The sequence below is a fragment of the Streptomyces mauvecolor genome (assembly GCF_039532965.1).
In the GTDB taxonomy this organism is placed as follows: domain Bacteria; phylum Actinomycetota; class Actinomycetes; order Streptomycetales; family Streptomycetaceae; genus Streptomyces; species Streptomyces violascens.
Genome location: NZ_BAAASQ010000012.1, coordinates 202,891 through 219,149, shown reverse-complemented (window position 1 = coordinate 219,149; position 16,259 = coordinate 202,891). Strand labels below are relative to the sequence as shown.

Here is a 16,259-nt window from a genome sequence, read left to right as displayed (position 1 = left end):
CTACTTATCGCTATGGGCAACCCGGACAGTCTTACACTGCTCCGAGGATGTCCACGACGAAGACCAGGGTCGAGTTGGCCGGGATGTCCGCGCCCTGGGCCTTGTCCTTGTAGCCCTGCTCCGGCGGGATGACCAGCAGGACACGGCTGCCGACCTTCTTGCCGACCAGGCCCTTGTCCCAGCCCTCGATGACCTGGCCCTGGCCGATCTGGGTCGAGAACGGGGCGCCGGTCTTCCAGGACGTGTCGAACAGCTTCGCCTGCGGCAAGCCCTCGTTGGGCTTCCAGGTGGCGCCGCTGTACTGCATGTAGACGGTCTGGCCGCTCTTGACCTCGGCGCCCTTGCCCTCGATGAGGACCTGGTCGACGAGCTTCTTCGGCGGGTCGTTCTTCGGGACGGTGATCGTGGCGGCCTCTTCCTTGTCCGCCTTGATCTGCGGCAGGTCGGACGGGATGGCGGCCTGGGTGCCATCGACCTTCTTCGGCATCACGCTGTCGACGTCGAGGACGAAGACCAGGTTGTCGGTGCCGGAGACGCCGAGCTCCTGCTTGCCCGCGGCGCCGAACGCGGCGGACGGCGGGGCGACGACCAGGACGCGCGCGCCGACCTTCTGGCCGAGCACCGCCTCGCTGAACGCGGGGATGTAGGTCTGCGAGCCCGCCGGGATGACCTGGGGCACGCCGTCCTTGTCGTACGAACCGGCGAGGTCCTTGCCGCTCTTCCAGATCTTCCCGGTGTACTTCGTCACCGCGAGGTCGTCCTTCTTGACCTCGGGGCCGGTGCCCGCGGTCAGCGTCTTGACGACGAACTTCCCGCTCGGGTCGCCCTTGGGGATGGTGATCGTGGGCTTCTTGCCCAGGTCGCCCGCGACGGTGGGCATCGGCGAGGCGTCGGACACCGGCTTGGGGGCGGCGGGCTGGGACGCCTGGTCGGAGGGAGAGGCGGACGCGTCCTTCTTCTTCGCCGAGTCGTCACCTCCTCCGCAGGCCGCGGTGAGCATCAGGGCCGGCACGATGAGCGCGGCAGCAAGTCGGCGTCGCACAGTGGTCCTCGGGGTAGCTGGAACGGTCGGAGCCGCCACTCTACGGCCCCACTCAGGTACCACAAGGGTCCGGCATGCCCGTGGGCCCCGTACGCAACAGCGCACGGGGCCCACGGACGGAACCTCTGGTGTCTCACATGCCGGCGATCAGCTTCTCCACCCGGTCGTCGACCGACCGGAACGGGTCCTTGCACAACACGGTGCGCTGTGCCTGGTCGTTGAGCTTCAGATGCACCCAGTCGACGGTGAAGTCCCGGCGCTGCTCCTGGGCGCGGCGGATGAAGTCGCCGCGCAGACGCGCCCTGGTGGTCTGCGGGGGCACCGACTTGCCCTCGAAGATCTTCAGGTCGTTGCAGATCCTGGCCGCCTGGCCCTTGCGCTCCAGGAGGTAGTACAGGCCCCGCCGGCGGTGGATGTCGTGGTAGGCGAGGTCTATCTGCGCGACCCGCGGGTGCGACATGGTCATGTTGTTCTTGGCCCGGTACCGCTCGATGAGCTTGTACTTCATGACCCAGTCGATCTCGGTGCCGATCCGGTCGAGGTCCTCGGCCTCGATCGCGTCCAGGGTGCGGCCCCACAGTTCGAGGACCTGGTCGACGGTGCCGGTGCGGATGCCGCGGCGCTCCACGAAGTCCACGGCCTTCTCGTAGTACTCGCGCTGCACTTCGAGGGCGGAGGCCTCGCGGCCGCTGGCCAGGCGCACCTTGCGCTGGCCCGTGATGTCGTGGGAGACCTCGCGGATGGCCCGGATCGGGTTCTCCAGGGTGAGGTCACGCATGACCGTGCCGGCTTCGATCATGCGCAGGACGAGGTCGGTGGCTCCGACCTTCAGCAGCATGGTCGTCTCGGACATGTTGGAGTCGCCGACGATGACGTGCAGGCGCCGGTAGCGCTCGGCGTCCGCGTGCGGCTCGTCCCGGGTGTTGATGATCGGACGCGAGCGGGTGGTGGCGGAGCTGACGCCCTCCCAGATGTGCTCGGCGCGCTGGCTGACGCAGTAGACGGCGCCGCGCGGGGTCTGCAGCACCTTGCCGGCGCCGCAGATCAACTGGCGGGTGACGAGGAACGGAATGAGGATGTCCGCGAGCCGGGAGAACTCTCCGTGCCGGGCGACGAGATAGTTCTCGTGGCATCCGTAGGAGTTTCCCGCCGAGTCGGTGTTGTTCTTGAAGAGATAGACGTCGCCCGCGATTCCCTCCTCGTGCAGGCGGCGTTCGGCGTCGACGAGCAGGCCTTCGAGAATGCGCTCGCCGGCTTTGTCGTGGGTGACCAGTTCGGTCACGTTGTCGCATTCGGGAGTTGCGTATTCCGGATGCGATCCCACGTCCAGGTAGAGGCGGGCGCCGTTCCGCAGAAAGACGTTGCTGCTGCGGCCCCATGACACAACACGGCGGAAGAGGTAGCGCGCCACTTCGTCAGGAGACAGTCGGCGCTGTCCCCTGAACGTGCACGTGACGCCGTACTCGTTCTCCAGCCCGAAAATGCGGCGGTCCATGAGTGAACATTACGCCTGATGGCCTGAGCTGAAACCGGGTTCGACGGCACGGTTTCGATCATTTTCGTCAACTCCGGCGACATCAGGCCGACGCCCGGGAGCTGCCAGGACGCGCTGAGTGGCGAGGAGTACGACGAGGGCCGCGATGCCGCCGCCGCCCGCGACCGCGAAACTGGCGCCCGTTCCGCCGAGTTCGACCGCCGGGCCCGCCGCCGCCGTGCCGAGCGCGGTGCCGACGCCGAAGGCCGTCACCAGCCAGGAGAAGGCCTCGGTGACCGTGCCGCGCGGGGCGTGCCGGTCGACGACGATGAACGCGCAGGCGATGGAGGGAGCGAGGAAGAGGCCGGAGACGACGGTGAGCGCGGCCATCGCGGGAACGCCGGGAACCAGCGTCAGCGGCAGGTAGCCGACGGCGAGCAGCGCGACCAGAATCCGCAGGCGCTTCTCGGGGGCCCCGCCCCACTGCCGGGCCCCGTAGACGAGCCCGCCGAGCAGCGCGCCGAGCCCGTTGGCCGCCATCAGCCAGCCGTAGATCGTGTCGCTGCCGTGGTCGTCGGCGTAGGCGGACGCGGCGACGATGATGGCGCCGAGCGCGAGGCCGACGAAGAAGAACGAGCCGAGCAGCGCGAGCAGTCCGGGCGAGCGCAGCGCGCCGAGCCAGTGCGCCTCACGCGGCGCCGAACGCCAGGACCTGGACGGCTCGGAGAGGACGACGCTGAGCGCGCCGAGCACCCCGAGGGCGTTGATGAGCAGCAGCGCGGTGGCGGGCGACCAGAGGGCTATGGACACGGTGACGAGCAGCGGGCCGACCGTGAACATCACCTCCTGGGCTATCGCGTCCATGGCGTACGCGGTGTGCACCTGGTCCTCACGCTTCAGGACGCTGGGCCACAGGGCACGGAGACCGCCCTCCAGGGGCGGTGTGGCGAGCCCGGCGACGAGGACGGCCGCATAGGCGACGGCCACCGGCTCGATGCCGACGACGGCCAGCAGGACCATGCCGAGGGCCGCGAGGACGGAAGCGGGGAGCATCACGCGCGGCTGTCCGTACAGGTCGACGGCCCGTCCCAGCAAAGGCTGGCCGACGGCCGTGGCCACGCCGTACACGGCCGTCAGCGCGCCCGCGAGCGAGTAGCTGCCGCCTTCGGCCCGTACGAAGAAGACGACCGCGATCGCGGCGGTCGCGTTCGGCAGCCGGCCGGTGAGGGTGCCCGCGAGCAGCCGCGCGGCATGCCGCGTCCGAAGGATCTCCGCGTATCCCGCCGCCATGGCCACTCCTCACGTGTTACGTATAACTTCCGACGTCATACGTACCATGTGGCAAGTCCGCGGGTCCACCCCGCGCCCGCCGACCAGCCGCCCTGGAGGACCTGTGACCAGCCCGGACAGACCGGAATCCGCTCCGGTGGCGGCCCGCTCGGGGGTGCGCGCCGCCCGCGCCGCGATGTCCGGGCGGCCGACCGGGTCCCGGCCCACCAGCCGGGACGTGGCGAGCGCGGCGGGCGTCTCGCAGGCCACCGTCTCGCTGGTCCTGGGCGACAAGTGGCGCGGCCGGGTCTCCGAGCGGACGGCCGGCCTGGTCAGGGAGGCCGCACGCGAGCTCGGCTACCGCCCCAACCTGGCCGCGCGCAGCCTGCGGCTCGGCCGCACCAGGACGGCGCTGCTCGTCGTGCCGGCCATGACCAGCGAGTTCTTCGCCCGGGTCTACGCGGGCGCGGCCAGGGTCGCCGCCGAGCACGGCTTCGGCGTGGTGCTCTACCCCTCCCCCGAGGGCATCGGCCCGGCACGGGACCCCTTCGACTCCGCCCGCACCGCGCTCGACGGCGTGATCGCCTCCTCGATGGCGGCGGGCGCACTCGCCTCGATCCGCGGCAGCGACCTGCCGCTGGTCATGCTCGACAGCGACCCCGGGGAGCCGGGCCCCGCGGCCCACGTCAACCTCGACATCGCGGACGGCGTACGGCGCCTGACGGAGCATCTGCTCAGGCTCGGCCACCGCCGGTTCCTGCATGTCGCGGCCGACGTGGACTCCTGGACCTTCGTCGTACGCGCCCGGGCATGGGCCGACGCGCTCGCCGGGGTGCCGGGCGCCGAGCTGCGTACGGTCCGGGCGGCGCTCGGCGTGGACTCCGGGCGGGAGGCGGCCGAGCAGGCCCTGCGCGCCCCCGGCCCGCGGCCGACCGCGCTGGTCTGCGACGACGACTTCCTGGCCGCGGGCGCCTGCAAGGCGGCCCACCGGCTCGGCCTGCGCATCCCCGACGACGTGTCGGTCACCGGGTTCGACGGCCTCACCCTCGCCACCGCCCTGGAGCCGGAGCTCACCACGCTCGCGCTGCCCGCCGAGCAGGTCGGCGCCCGCGGCATGGCGGCGCTGCTCGCCGTCCTGGAGGGGCGCCCGCCCGAGACCGGGGACCTGCCCGTCTCGCTGGCCGTACGGGGTTCAACGGCCGCGCCCCGGCCCGCCTGAGGCGGAACCGGGGCGCGCGAGGAAGCGGAGGGACTACTCGTCCTCCGTCTCCTCCAGGTCCGAAGGGGCCTCGGTGGGCTCCGTCTTGGCCACGTCGGCCTGGAGCAGCCGGGAGAGCTGACGGCCGACGATGCGCTTGAACTTCCGCTGCTGCGGCCGCGTCCGGTCCAGGACCGCGACCTCCAGGCGCTCGGCGGGGATCTCCCGGTCGGCGCCGTTCGCCTGGTTCGACAGGGCCTGCACGGCCAGCTTCAGTGCCTCGGCGAGCGACATGCCGTCCTGGTGGCGCTGGTCCAGGAACGTGCTGATCTGCTCGGCGTTGCCGCCGACCGCGACCGAGCCGTGCTCGTCCACGATCGAGCCGTCGTGCGGCAGCCGGTAGATCTGGTCGTCTTCGGGCGTGCTGCCGACCTCCGCGACGACCAGCTCCACCTCGTACGGCTTCTCGCCGACGCTGGAGAAGATGGTGCCCAGCGTCTGCGCGTAGACGTTGGCGAGCCCACGGGCCGTCACGTCGTCGCGGTCGTAGGTGTATCCGCGCAGATCCGCGTAACGGACTCCGCCGATGCGGAGGTTCTCGTACTCGTTGTACTTGCCGGCGGCCGCGAAGCCGATCCGGTCGTAGATCTCGCTGAACTTGTGCAGCGCGCGGGACGGGTTCTCACCGACGAACACGATGCCGTCGGCGTACTGGATCACGACCAGGCTGCGGCCGCGGGCGATGCCCTTGCGGGCGTACTCCGCACGGTCGGCCATGGCCTGCTGGGGTGAGACATAGAACGGGGTCGACACCGGCTAACCGTCCCTTTCTGTCAGTGGCTGGGTCATCTCGGGGCCTGCTCGGGCCTCAGAGGAGGGAGGCCCGGGGGCCGTCGGGCTGCTCCAGCCGCCGCGCCAGGATGGTGCGGGCGAGCTCGGAGGACTCCGCCTCGGTGAGCCTGCGGAAGCCGTCCTCGGTGATGACGGTGACGATCGGGAAGATCCGGCGTGCCATGTCCGGGCCGCCGGTCGCCGAGTCGTCGTCGGCGGCGTCGTAGAGCGCCTGGATGACGAGCGTGGTCGTCTCCTGCTCCGTCAGATCGTCGCGGTAGAGCTTCTTCATGGAGCCCCGGGCGAAGATGGAGCCGGAGCCGGTGGCGGCGAAGCCGTGCTCCTCGGAGCGGCCGCCGGTGACGTCGTAGGAGAAGATCCGGCCCTTGTCGCGGTCCACGTCGTAGCCCGCGAAGAGCGGGACCACGGCGAGGCCCTGCATGGCCATGCCCAGGTTGCTGCGGATCATCGTGGAGAGCCGGTTGGCCTTGCCCTCCAGGGAGAGCGTGGCGCCTTCGACCTTCTCGAAGTGCTCCAGCTCCAGCTGGAAGAGCTTCACCATCTCGACCGCGAGGCCGGCGGTGCCTGCGATGCCGACCGCCGAGTACTCGTCGGCCGGGAAGACCTTCTCGATGTCGCGCTGGGCGATCATGTTGCCCATCGTGGCGCGCCGGTCGCCGGCCAGGACGACCCCGCCGGGGAACGTCGCCGCGACGATCGTCGTGCCGTGCGGCGCCTCGATGTGCCCCTGCACGGGCGGCAGGGCGCGCTTGCCGGGCAGCATCTCCGGCGAGTGCTCGGACAGGAAGTCCATGAATGAGGAGGAGCCAGGCGTCAGGAAGGCAGCTGGTAGACGCCCGGTGCCACGAGTGTTGGCTTCCACGAGTTTCCTTCCAAGTAGGCGGCAGCCCGACGGACGGTGCCGGGGATTTCCCCCAACAGGCCGATGGCCGAATTGCAGTTGAAGCAGAGTACGCCTGGGACCCTACCCGCCGTCCGGCAATGATCCACATGAACGGCTGGGCAGGACAGGCCCATTACGCGGTTGCCCCTGGGGGGCCGGGCAGTGCTGTCGTGGGAAGCCCGCGTCCCGGTCCGGGCTTCCCACGACGCACCCCGATGTTCACGTCCGTGAACTACTGTCCGCCCTTTTGAACGAAGGATCGCACGAAGTCCTCTGCGTTCTCTTCGAGGACGTCGTCGATCTCGTCCAGGACGGAGTCCACGTCGTCGGAGAGCTTCTCCTGGCGCTCCTTGAGGTCCTCCGAAGCCTGCGCGTCCTGCGCCTGCTCCTCGACCTCCTCGGTGGAGCGCGTCGCCTTCTGCTGGCCGCCGCCGGTGTCCTTGGTCGCCATCTACCTCACCCCGCTCGGTTCGATGTCCTTGATCAGACCCTACAAGCAGGGTCTGACATCGGCCCCGCACTTTCTGGAACGTGCGGGGCCTACCTCTGTGTTTCCCATACCCGCGGCCTTTCAGCCGCCGGAGAGCACCCGCACCAGATCTTCGGCCGTACGGCACCGGTCGAGCAGCGCCTTCACGTGATTACGCGTTCCGCGTAGGGGTTCCAGGGTTGGCACCCGCTGGAGCGAGTCACGGCCCGGCAGGTCGAAGATCACCGAGTCCCAGGAGGCCGCCGCCACGTCGTCCGCGTACTGCTCCAGACAGCGGCCGCGGAAGTAGGCCCTGGTGTCCTCCGGAGGCTTGGTCTGCGCCCGCAGGACGCCGGGGTCGTCCAGGAGCCGCTTCATCTTGCCGCGGGCCACCAGACGGTTGTAGAGGCCCTTCTCGGGCCGTACGTCGGCGTACTGGAGGTCCACCAGGTGCAGCCGGGCCGCGTCCCAGTCGAGGCCGTCGCGGCGCCGGTAGCCCTCCATCAGCTCGCGCTTGGCGATCCAGTCGAGTTCGCCCGACAGGCTCATCGGGTCGTTCTCCAGCCGGTTCAGGACGTCCTCCCAGCGGACCAGGACGTCCTTGGTCTGCTCGTCGGCGTCCGCCCCGAACCGCTCCTCGACGTACTTGCGCGCCAGCTCGAAGTACTCCATCTGCAGCTGGACGGCCGTCAGCGTGCGGCCGCTGCGGAGCGTGACCAGGTGTTGCAGGGTGGGGTCGTGCGAGACCTGGTGGAGGGTGCGGACCGGCTGGTCCACGGCCAGGTCGACGTTGATGAACCCTTCCTCGATCATGGACAGGACCAGGGAGGTCGTGCCCAGCTTGAGGTACGTCGAGATCTCCGAGAGGTTCGCGTCGCCGATGATGACGTGCAGGCGGCGGTACTTCTCGGCGTCCGCGTGCGGTTCGTCGCGGGTGTTGATGATCGGGCGCTTGAGGGTCGTCTCCAGGCCGACCTCGACCTCGAAGTAGTCGGCGCGCTGGCTGATCTGGAATCCGTGCTCGTGGCCGTCCTGGCCGATGCCCACGCGTCCGGCGCCGGTGATGACCTGGCGCGAGACGAAGAACGGGGTCAGGTGGCGCACGATGTCCGAGAAGGCGGTCTCCCGCTTCATCAGGTAGTTCTCGTGCGTGCCGTACGAGGCGCCCTTGTTGTCGGTGTTGTTCTTGTACAGGTGGATCGGCTGGGCGCCGGGGAGCTGGGCCGCGCGTTCGGCCGCCTCGGCCATGATGCGCTCGCCGGCCTTGTCCCACAGGACGGCGTCGCGCGGGTTGGTGACCTCGGGTGAGCTGTACTCGGGGTGCGCGTGGTCGACGTAGAGCCGCGCCCCGTTGGTGAGGATGACGTTGGCGAGGCCGATGTCCTCGTCGGTCAACTGACTTGAGTCGGCGGCCTCGCGGGCGAGGTCGAAGCCGCGGGCGTCCCGCAGCGGGTTCTCCTCCTCGAAGTCCCAGCGGGCGCGGCGCGCCCGGTGCATCGCCGCCGCGTAGGCGTTGACGATCTGGGACGAGGTGAGCATGGCATTGGCGTTGGGGTGGCCGGGGACGGAGATTCCGTACTCCGTCTCGATGCCCATTACTCGCCGTACGGTCATGCGGCCCTCCTTGCCCGGCGGCGCTCCCCCGCGGGAGCGGCGCTCAAGTACCGCTGGTTCTCCGGTGCGTGTGCGGTGCCCGTCCCCGCACTGCGCGACTCGGCGGTACCGAAGAGCCTAGAACGCCTTTGCGCTGGTGGGGAGATCAATTCCGTCATTGCTCGTGCCCTGCTTATGGCCTGAAAAGCAGTCGGCTGCGGATGCCCGCCCGGGCACCCGCAGCCGGCCTGCCTTTTACAGGTACTGACCGGTGTTGGCCACCGTGTCGATGGAGCGTCCGGTGTCCGCGCCCTGCTTTCCGGTGACAAGGGTGCGGATGAATACGATCCGCTCGCCCTTCTTTCCGGAAATCCTGGCCCAGTCGTCCGGGTTGGTGGTGTTCGGCAGGTCCTCGTTCTCCTTGAACTCGTCCACGCAAGCCTGGAGGAGGTGGGAGATCCGAAGGCCCTTCTGGTTCTGGTCGAGGAAGGCCTTGATGGCCATCTTCTTGGCCCGGTCCACGATGTTCTGGATCATGGCGCCGGAGTTGAAGTCCTTGAAGTACAGGACTTCCTTGTCACCGTTGGCGTAGGTGACTTCGAGGAAGCGGTTCTCCTCGGTCTCCGCGTACATCTGCTCCACCACGGACTGGATCATCGCGTGGGTGGTGCCGTCCGCGTCCCCGCCGTGCTCGGCGAGGTCGTCGGCGTGCAGCGGCAGGGAGGAGCGGAGGTACTTGGCGAAGATGTCCTTCGCCGCCTCCGCGTCCGGACGCTCGATCTTGATCTTCACATCGAGCCGGCCGGGCCGCAGGATCGCGGGGTCGATCATGTCCTCGCGGTTGGAGGCGCCGATGACGATGACGTTCTCCAGGCCCTCCACGCCGTCGATCTCGGCGAGCAGCTGCGGGACGATGGTGTTCTCCACGTCCGAGCTCACACCGGATCCACGGGTGCGGAAGAGGGATTCCATCTCGTCGAAGAAGACGATGACGGGGGTGCCCTCGCTCGCCTTCTCCCGAGCACGCTGGAAGACGAGGCGGATGTGCCGCTCGGTCTCACCGACGTACTTGTTGAGGAGCTCGGGGCCCTTGATGTTGAGGAAGTAGCTCTTCCCCGCGGGCTGGCCGGTCACCTCGGCGACCTTCTTGGCAAGGGAGTTGGCGACCGCCTTCGCGATCAGCGTCTTGCCGCATCCCGGCGGGCCGTAGAGCAGGATGCCCTTCGGCGGCCGCAGTTCGTGCTCCTTGAAGAGGTCGGGGTAGAGGTAGGGGAGCTCGACCGCGTCGCGGATCAGCTCGATCTGGTTGCCCAGACCGCCGATCTTGTCGTAGTCGACGTCCGGGACCTCTTCGAGGACGAGTTCCTCGACCTCGCTCTTCGGTACCACTTCGTAGACGTAGCCGGACCTGGGTTCCAGCAGGAGCGCATCGCCGGGACGGATGGTGATGTCCAGGAGCGGCTCTGCGAGCCTCACCACCCGTTCCTCGTCGGTGTGCCCGACCACCAGGGCGCGCTCGCCGTCCTCCAGGATCTCCTTGAGGGTGACGATGTCCCCGGCGCGCTCGAACTCCATGGCCTCGACCACGTTGAGCGCTTCGTTCAGCATGACTTCCTGGCCGCGCCTCAGGTCGTCGAGCTCGACGCTGGGGCTGACGTTCACCCGGAGCTTGCGGCCCCCGGTGAAGATGTCGGCGGTGCCGTCCTCGTTGGACTGCAGGAAGACTCCGAAGCCGGCCGGCGGCTGCGCGAGCCGGTCGACCTCCTCCTTGAGGGCCACGATCTGGTCGCGGGCCTCGCGGAGCGTGTTGGCGAGCCGCTCGTTCTGCGCGGACACGCCCGCCAGGCTGGTCTGCAGCTCGACGATCCGCTCTTCGAGAATCCTCGTATGACGCGGCGAGTCGGCGAGCTTACGTCGCAGGACGGCGATTTCCTGCTCTAGATAGGCAACCTGGCCGGCTGGGTCCTCAGACCCCCGCCCGGGCCGGATGCCGCGGTTGATGTCGTCGTCGTGGGCTGCCACGGTCCTCACCTCCTCCAAGGGGAGCTGGACGCTTCCTGACCCTACCTGGGCTGGTGGTGATTGAAACCCCTAGATCACAAAGACTCTGAGGTGTGTCTGATCTTCACCCTTGCGCTCTCCCTCACGCCAGGGGAATACCCACCCATCAACATCGGAAAGCGGGCGGTTGTTATCGTCGATGGCGTCAACACCCGTCAGGGCTGGCACCGATTGATTCACTCGCGCAGGAACGGCAGGCACATGAACGAGGCTCTCGAAGTCTGGATCGACCAGGACCTGTGCACCGGCGACGGTATCTGCGTCCAGTACGCCCCCGAGGTCTTCGAGCTGGACATCGACGGGCTTGCGTATGTGAAGAGTTCCGAGGACGAGTTGCTGCAGGCGCCCGGGGCCACAACACCCGTACCGCTGCCGTTGCTCCAGGACGTCGTGGACTCCGCGAAGGAGTGCCCGGGCGACTGTATTCACGTACGTCGGGTTTCGGACAGCGTCGAGGTGTACGGACCCGACGCGGAGTGAGCGGAGGGTGACCCGGTGCTACCCCGGGTCGCTCAGACGCCCACCGCGGCGGCGCCGGTCCAGCGGACGAACTTCCCGCCCTGCCAGCGCCACTTGACCTGCCGGCGCACGTCCGGCTGGAAGCGCGGCACGTCGTCGGAGGAGTAGCCGAGCAGGGTCGCGGCCACCGCCCCGTCCCGTACGTCGAAGTCGGCGACGGTCTGCTTCTCCCTGGGGTCCACCAGCGTCGCCACCACCCGCGGCGGCGCTCCCTTCACGACCGGCTTCGTCAGGACGTAGATGCCGCTGGGCGGGGTGCCGCCGCCGGCGTTGCAGTGCACGACCGCGACGGTTTCGGGGGCACCGTCGCCGTCGAGGTCGCCCGAGGCCTTCTTCTCCACCACCGAGCCGTTGCTCCCGCAGTCCAGCGGGAAGGCGACCGCGCCCGTGTCGGGGGCTGCTGCCGTCGTCAGAGGGGTGGTGCCGCGCCCGTCGGGTGTCTGGGAGGCCTTGGCGGCGTCCGGCTGCAGGAAGCCCGCGAGCGCGACCACGGCGGCCATCGCCGTTGCGGTGGCGATCCAGTGAACGGGGCGGGCGTGGGTGTGCGCGAGCTCAGGGACGGCGGCAGTCTGCACGCGGGAGGTCTCCTGTGAAGGGCGGTGCGGGTGGTGGGGGTGGCCAGCATCGTGCCACACGTCACAGGCGGCGCGGAATACCGGGGCAACAGGCTCAACGTAAAGGCGTCGCCGCCGAGTTCCCGTGTCGGTCCGGGAACTCGGCGGCGACGCCGGTTCGTTGTACGAGGCCCAGCCCCAGGACGGGACCTCAGTCCTTGTTGGGGCCCTCGTAGTCGTCGCCGTAAGCGCCCTTGGCGGGGCGGCGGCGGCGCATCGGGGGTTCCACGCCGTCCGCGAGGCGGCGCGCGGTCACCAGGAAGCCGGTGTGGCCGATCATCCGGTGGTCCGGGCGGACGGCCAGGCCCTCGACGTGCCAGTTGCGGATCATCGATTCCCAGGGCTGCGGCTCGGCGAAGCAGCCGATCTCGCGGATGGACTCGACGGTGCGCGAGAGCTGGGTGGTGGTGGCCACGTAGCAGCACAGGATTCCGCCGGGGACGAGCGCCTTGGAGACGGCGTCCAGGCACTCCCAGGGGGCGAGCATGTCCAGAATGACGCGGTCGACCTCGGTGTCCGACAGGTTGTCCTGCAGGTCGCCGACGGTGAGCTGCCAGGCGGGGTGCGGGCCGCCGAAGTAGCGCTCCACGTTCTGCGTGGCGATCTCGGCGAAGTCCTCGCGGCGCTCGTAGGAGTGCAGCATTCCGTGGTCGCCGATGGCGCGCAGCAGGAAGGCACTCAGCGAGCCCGATCCGACCCCGGCCTCGACGACGCGGGCGCCGGCGAAGATGTCGGCGAAGGCCAGGATCTGCCCCGCGTCCTTGGGGTAGACCACGGCGGCGCCGCGGGGCATGGACAGGACGAAGTCGGGGAGCAGGGGGCGCAGCGCGAGGTAGGCGACGTTTCCCGTGGTACGGACAACACTGCCCTCGGGAGCACCGATCAGCTCGTCGTGCGGGAAGGAACCCTTGTGGGTGTGGAAATTCTTCCCGGCTTCGAGCGTGAACGTGTAGTGGCGTCCCTTGGGGTCGGTGAGCTGGACCTGGTCCCCGACCTTGAAGGGCCCGCGACGGCGGGCGGCACCGGTCGGTTCGGACATACGACCAGAGTACCGGCCGTACGGGGCCGCGAACGCCACGGCGGCGGCGCCCGGTGTCAGGAGCCGGGCCGCGCCATGGCCGCGACGAACGCCTTCTCCACGTCGGCCGCGGACAGCACTCCGTAGATCTCGCCGGTCTCCTCGACGACCAGGTACTCGGTGGCGGGGGTGGCCCGGAGCAGGTCGAGCAGCGGCTCTCCGGCGAGTTCGGCCGGGACGCGCATGCCGTCGGTGAGTTCCTGGGCGAGGCCGCTGACGGCGACCCACGGGCGGCGGTGTTCGGGGACACCGACGATGGCGGCCTCGCGGACGAGGCCGGTCGGGTCGCCGTGCCCGTCGACGACGACCAGCGCGCGGGCACCCGCCTCGTTGGCGCGGCGCAGCGCCTCGGAGAGCGGGGTGGTGGACTCGACGGGAACGGCGCGCCGGGTGAGGGTGCGGGCGCGCAGCTCGGGGAGGTGTTCGCGCAGCCGGGCCATGCGCAGGCTGTTGCCGGCGCCGGTCCAGATGATCGCGGCGAGGATGGCGGCGAGCAGCGCGTCGGTGACGGTGTCCATGCCGCTGACCTCGTCGGGCGAGTTGCCGAGCACGCCGGTCTGGGTGAGCAGGGGCAGGCCGATGAGGACGGTGACGGCGAGCGCGCGGCCGACCCAGGCGGCGGCGATCGTGCCGCTCATGGGCTTGCCGGTGATCTTCCAGACGACGGCGCGGAGCATGCGGCCGCCGTCCAGCGGCAGGCCGGGCAGCAGGTTGAAGCCGGCCACGATGAGGTTGGAGATCATCAGGCCCGCCAGCAGCACGCCGGGTACGGTGCCGGGTTCGACGGCCTTCATGCCGAGGTAGAAGACGCCGGACAGGACGAGCGAGAGCAGCGGGCCGACGAAGGCGAGGACGAACTCGCGGCCCGGCGTCTCGGTCTCCTTCTCGATCTCGGAGACCCCGCCGAAGAACTGGAGCTGGATCCGGCGCACCGGCAGCTTGAAGCGGAGCGCGGCCACGGTGTGGGCGAGTTCGTGGACCAGCACGGAGGCGTAGAAGGCCACGGCGAAGAAGAGCGACACGAGGTAGCGGGCGGCGCCGAGTTCGGGCAGGACCCGGTCGAGCTGGCCGCCGAAGACCCAGGTGATCAGGGCGGCGACCAGGAACCAGCTGGGGGCGACGTAGACGGGCACTCCGAAGGGGCGGCCCATCAGGAGTCCGCCGCCGGGTCCGGGGCGGGGTTGCTTGCCGTTGCCCGGGCCCGGGGTGTTGCCCTCCGCGCCGGACTGCGGCCGTCCGCGCTCGCCGCTCTCGCCGCTGTCTTCCACGGGTTCCCTTCGTCGGTACGATGCCTGCTCCGGGAAACCTGCCCCGGAGCCCCGGCCGGACTCTCCTCGTCCGCCGAATGTTCGCTGCATGGTGCGATGCCACGATCATGCAGGGTGAGGGCGCCTGTCGTCGATGGTATTCCGCTCGCTGTCAGTGGCGGGTCGTAGGGTCTGTGTCATGAGTACGAGCACCGGTGGGGCCGCGGCCGCACAGCGGCCAACGTCGCTGTCGCCGTCGCGGGCGAACGACTTCATGCAGTGCCCCTTGCTGTACCGGTTCCGGGTGATCGACAGACTGCCCGAGAAGCCGAGCGAGGCGGCCACGCGCGGCACGCTGGTGCACGCCGTTCTGGAGCGGCTCTTCGACGACCCGGCGGCCGAGCGCACCGCGCCGCGCGCCAAGTCGATGATCCCGGGGCAGTGGGACCGGCTGCTCGAATCGAAGCCGGAGCTGACCGAGCTGTTCGCCGAGGACACCGAGGGCGAGCGGCTCACCAAGTGGCTGGGCGAGGCCGAGCGGCTGGTGGAGCGGTGGTTCTCGCTGGAGGATCCCACGCGCCTGGAGCCGGTGGAGCGGGAGTTCTTCGTCGAGACCGAGCTGGATTCGGGGCTGCGCCTGCGCGGGGTCATCGACCGGGTGGACGTGGCGCCCACCGGCGAGGTACGGATCGTCGACTACAAGACGGGCAAGGCACCGCGGCCGGAGTACGCGGAGGGCGCGCTCTTCCAGATGAAGTTCTACGCGCTGGTGGTGTGGCGCCTGAAGCAGGTCGTGCCGCGCCGGCTTCAGCTGGTGTACCTGGGCAGCGGCGATGTGCTGACGTACGACCCGGTCGAGGCGGACCTCGTCCAGGTGGAACGGAAGCTGCTCGCGCTGTGGGAAGCGATCCGGCTCGCCACCGAGACGGGCGACTGGCGGCCCCGGCCCACCAAGCTGTGCGGCTGGTGCGACCATCAGGCGGTCTGTCCGGAATTCGGGGGGACTCCCCCGGTATACCCGTTGTCCATCGCTCCGGCGCCGGAGTCGGCAGGCTGAGTTCCAGCGGCGGCCGTCGGCCCGGGGCCTCCCGGGGTGCCGGCCGCCCGGGCCCTCGCCCGGCCGCATCCACCGCCGGTGAGCAGGGCAGAATGGGCCCGGTCCAGCAATCCTGATGAGGAGTACCCGTGGCGATCCGCGTCCTACTGGTCGACGACCAGCCGCTGCTGCGCACCGGCTTCCGGATGATCCTGGAGGCCGAGCAGGACATCGCGGTGGTCGGCGAGGCCGGCGACGGTCTGCAGGCCCTCGATCAGGTCCGGGCGCTCCAGCCCGACGTGGTCCTCATGGACATCCGGATGCCCCGGATGGACGGCGTCGAGGCGACCCGGCAGATCAGCGGGCCCGGCAAGGACGGCCCCGCGAAGGTGCTCGTCCTGACCACCTTCGACCTCGACGAGTACGTGGTGGAGGCGCTCAAGGCGGGGGCCAGCGGCTTCCTCCTGAAGGACGCGCCCGCCAACGAGCTGGTGCAGGCGATCCGGGTGGTCGCGGCCGGCGAGGCGATGCTGGCGCCGTCGATCACACGCCGCCTGCTCGACAAGTACGCCGACCATCTGCCGTCCGGCGAGGAGCCGGTGCCGGACACGCTGCACACGCTGACCGACCGTGAGGTCGAGGTCCTGAAGCTGGTGGCCCGCGGGCTTTCCAACGCGGAGATCGCGGCGGATCTGTTTGTCAGCGAGACGACCGTGAAGACGCATGTGGGGCATGTGCTGACGAAGCTGGGGCTTCGGGACCGGGTGCAGGCGGCCGTCTACGCGTACGAGAGTGGGTTGGTTCGGCCCGGCGCACAGTGAGGGCGGGGTGGCTCCCCCGGCCTTCCGGGGGCTCTGCCCCGGGCTCCCGCTCCTCGGACGCCGGAGGGGCTGGTCTCTTTCGACCGCGGGCCGTAGGTGGCTG

Annotated in this window: 16 protein-coding genes; 4 read left to right on the top strand and 12 right to left on the bottom strand. The window is 69.7% G+C overall.

Translation table 11 applies throughout. The features are described 5' to 3' along the window. Positions 1-31 precede the first annotated feature (31 nt). The 3 genes from ABD346_RS17795 to ABD346_RS17785 all read right to left on the bottom strand — a co-directional run bounded on the left by ABD346_RS17795 (position 32) and on the right by ABD346_RS17785 (position 3,806). Entirely contained in the window at positions 32-1,042 is a 1,011-nt protein-coding gene (locus tag ABD346_RS17795) for an FKBP-type peptidyl-prolyl cis-trans isomerase (protein WP_344375867.1), read from the bottom strand. A 133-nt stretch (positions 1,043-1,175) separates the two neighbouring features. Next, a complete protein-coding gene (gene pafA, locus ABD346_RS17790) occupies positions 1,176-2,537 on the bottom strand; it encodes a Pup--protein ligase (RefSeq protein ID WP_053723508.1) in 1,362 nt (453 codons plus the stop codon). A 9-nt stretch (positions 2,538-2,546) separates the two neighbouring features. After that, entirely contained in the window at positions 2,547-3,806 is a 1,260-nt protein-coding gene (locus tag ABD346_RS17785) for an MFS transporter (protein WP_344375865.1), read from the bottom strand. Between the two features lie 175 nt (positions 3,807-3,981). Here ABD346_RS17785 and ABD346_RS17780 point away from each other — a divergent pair, with 175 nt between their 5' ends. Continuing rightward, positions 3,982-5,004, top strand: a complete 1,023-nt coding sequence (locus ABD346_RS17780) for a LacI family DNA-binding transcriptional regulator (RefSeq protein ID WP_344376262.1) — start codon at positions 3,982-3,984, stop codon at positions 5,002-5,004. Positions 5,005-5,037: 33 nt separating this feature from the next. Here ABD346_RS17780 and prcA read toward each other — a convergent pair whose 3' ends face one another. From prcA to arc, 6 genes are all read right to left on the bottom strand, one after another. Next, entirely contained in the window at positions 5,038-5,796 is a 759-nt protein-coding gene (gene prcA / locus ABD346_RS17775) for a proteasome subunit alpha (protein WP_344375862.1), read from the bottom strand. Between the two features lie 55 nt (positions 5,797-5,851). After that, the gene (gene prcB / locus ABD346_RS17770) at positions 5,852-6,697 is read right to left on the bottom strand and encodes a proteasome subunit beta (protein WP_344375861.1); all 846 of its coding nucleotides are present in this window, start codon (positions 6,695-6,697) and stop codon (positions 5,852-5,854) included. Beyond that, on the bottom strand, positions 6,649-6,852 hold the full coding sequence (locus ABD346_RS17765) for an endonuclease domain-containing protein (RefSeq protein ID WP_381226186.1): 204 nt from the start codon (positions 6,850-6,852) through the stop codon (positions 6,649-6,651). The genes prcB and ABD346_RS17765 overlap by 49 nt, the downstream gene beginning before the upstream one ends. 98 nt (positions 6,853-6,950) lie before the next feature. Next, on the bottom strand, positions 6,951-7,169 hold the full coding sequence (locus tag ABD346_RS17760; RefSeq protein WP_016325855.1) for a ubiquitin-like protein Pup: 219 nt from the start codon (positions 7,167-7,169) through the stop codon (positions 6,951-6,953). 120 nt (positions 7,170-7,289) lie between these two features. After that, entirely contained in the window at positions 7,290-8,801 is a 1,512-nt protein-coding gene (gene dop / locus ABD346_RS17755; RefSeq protein WP_053723503.1) for a depupylase/deamidase Dop, read from the bottom strand. Between the two features lie 234 nt (positions 8,802-9,035). Further along, positions 9,036-10,802, bottom strand: coding sequence for a proteasome ATPase (gene arc, locus ABD346_RS17750; protein WP_053723538.1), 1,767 nt, complete (start codon positions 10,800-10,802; stop codon positions 9,036-9,038). 240 nt (positions 10,803-11,042) lie between these two features. On the opposite strand from arc, the gene ABD346_RS17745 reads away from it, so the two are divergent. Next, positions 11,043-11,321: a ferredoxin gene (locus tag ABD346_RS17745; RefSeq protein WP_053723502.1), complete on the top strand. Its 279-nt coding sequence runs from the start codon at positions 11,043-11,045 to the stop codon at positions 11,319-11,321. A 32-nt stretch (positions 11,322-11,353) separates the two neighbouring features. Here the strand turns inward: ABD346_RS17745 and ABD346_RS17740 are convergent, their stop codons facing one another. The 3 genes from ABD346_RS17740 to ABD346_RS17730 form a co-directional block, all read right to left on the bottom strand. Beyond that, complete coding sequence (locus ABD346_RS17740) at positions 11,354-11,935, bottom strand: hypothetical protein (RefSeq protein ID WP_344375857.1); 582 nt, start codon at positions 11,933-11,935, stop codon at positions 11,354-11,356. 190 nt (positions 11,936-12,125) lie between these two features. After that, on the bottom strand, positions 12,126-13,013 hold the full coding sequence (locus tag ABD346_RS17735) for a tRNA (adenine-N1)-methyltransferase (RefSeq protein WP_100577078.1): 888 nt from the start codon (positions 13,011-13,013) through the stop codon (positions 12,126-12,128). Between the two features lie 56 nt (positions 13,014-13,069). Continuing rightward, positions 13,070-14,410, bottom strand: a complete 1,341-nt coding sequence (locus tag ABD346_RS17730) for a site-2 protease family protein (RefSeq protein ID WP_381226194.1) — start codon at positions 14,408-14,410, stop codon at positions 13,070-13,072. Between the two features lie 88 nt (positions 14,411-14,498). On the opposite strand from ABD346_RS17730, the gene ABD346_RS17725 reads away from it, so the two are divergent. Continuing rightward, positions 14,499-15,356, top strand: a complete 858-nt coding sequence (locus ABD346_RS17725) for a RecB family exonuclease (RefSeq protein WP_344375853.1) — start codon at positions 14,499-14,501, stop codon at positions 15,354-15,356. 128 nt (positions 15,357-15,484) lie between these two features. After that, positions 15,485-16,156, top strand: a complete 672-nt coding sequence (locus tag ABD346_RS17720; RefSeq protein WP_053723497.1) for a response regulator — start codon at positions 15,485-15,487, stop codon at positions 16,154-16,156. Positions 16,157-16,259 lie beyond the last annotated feature (103 nt).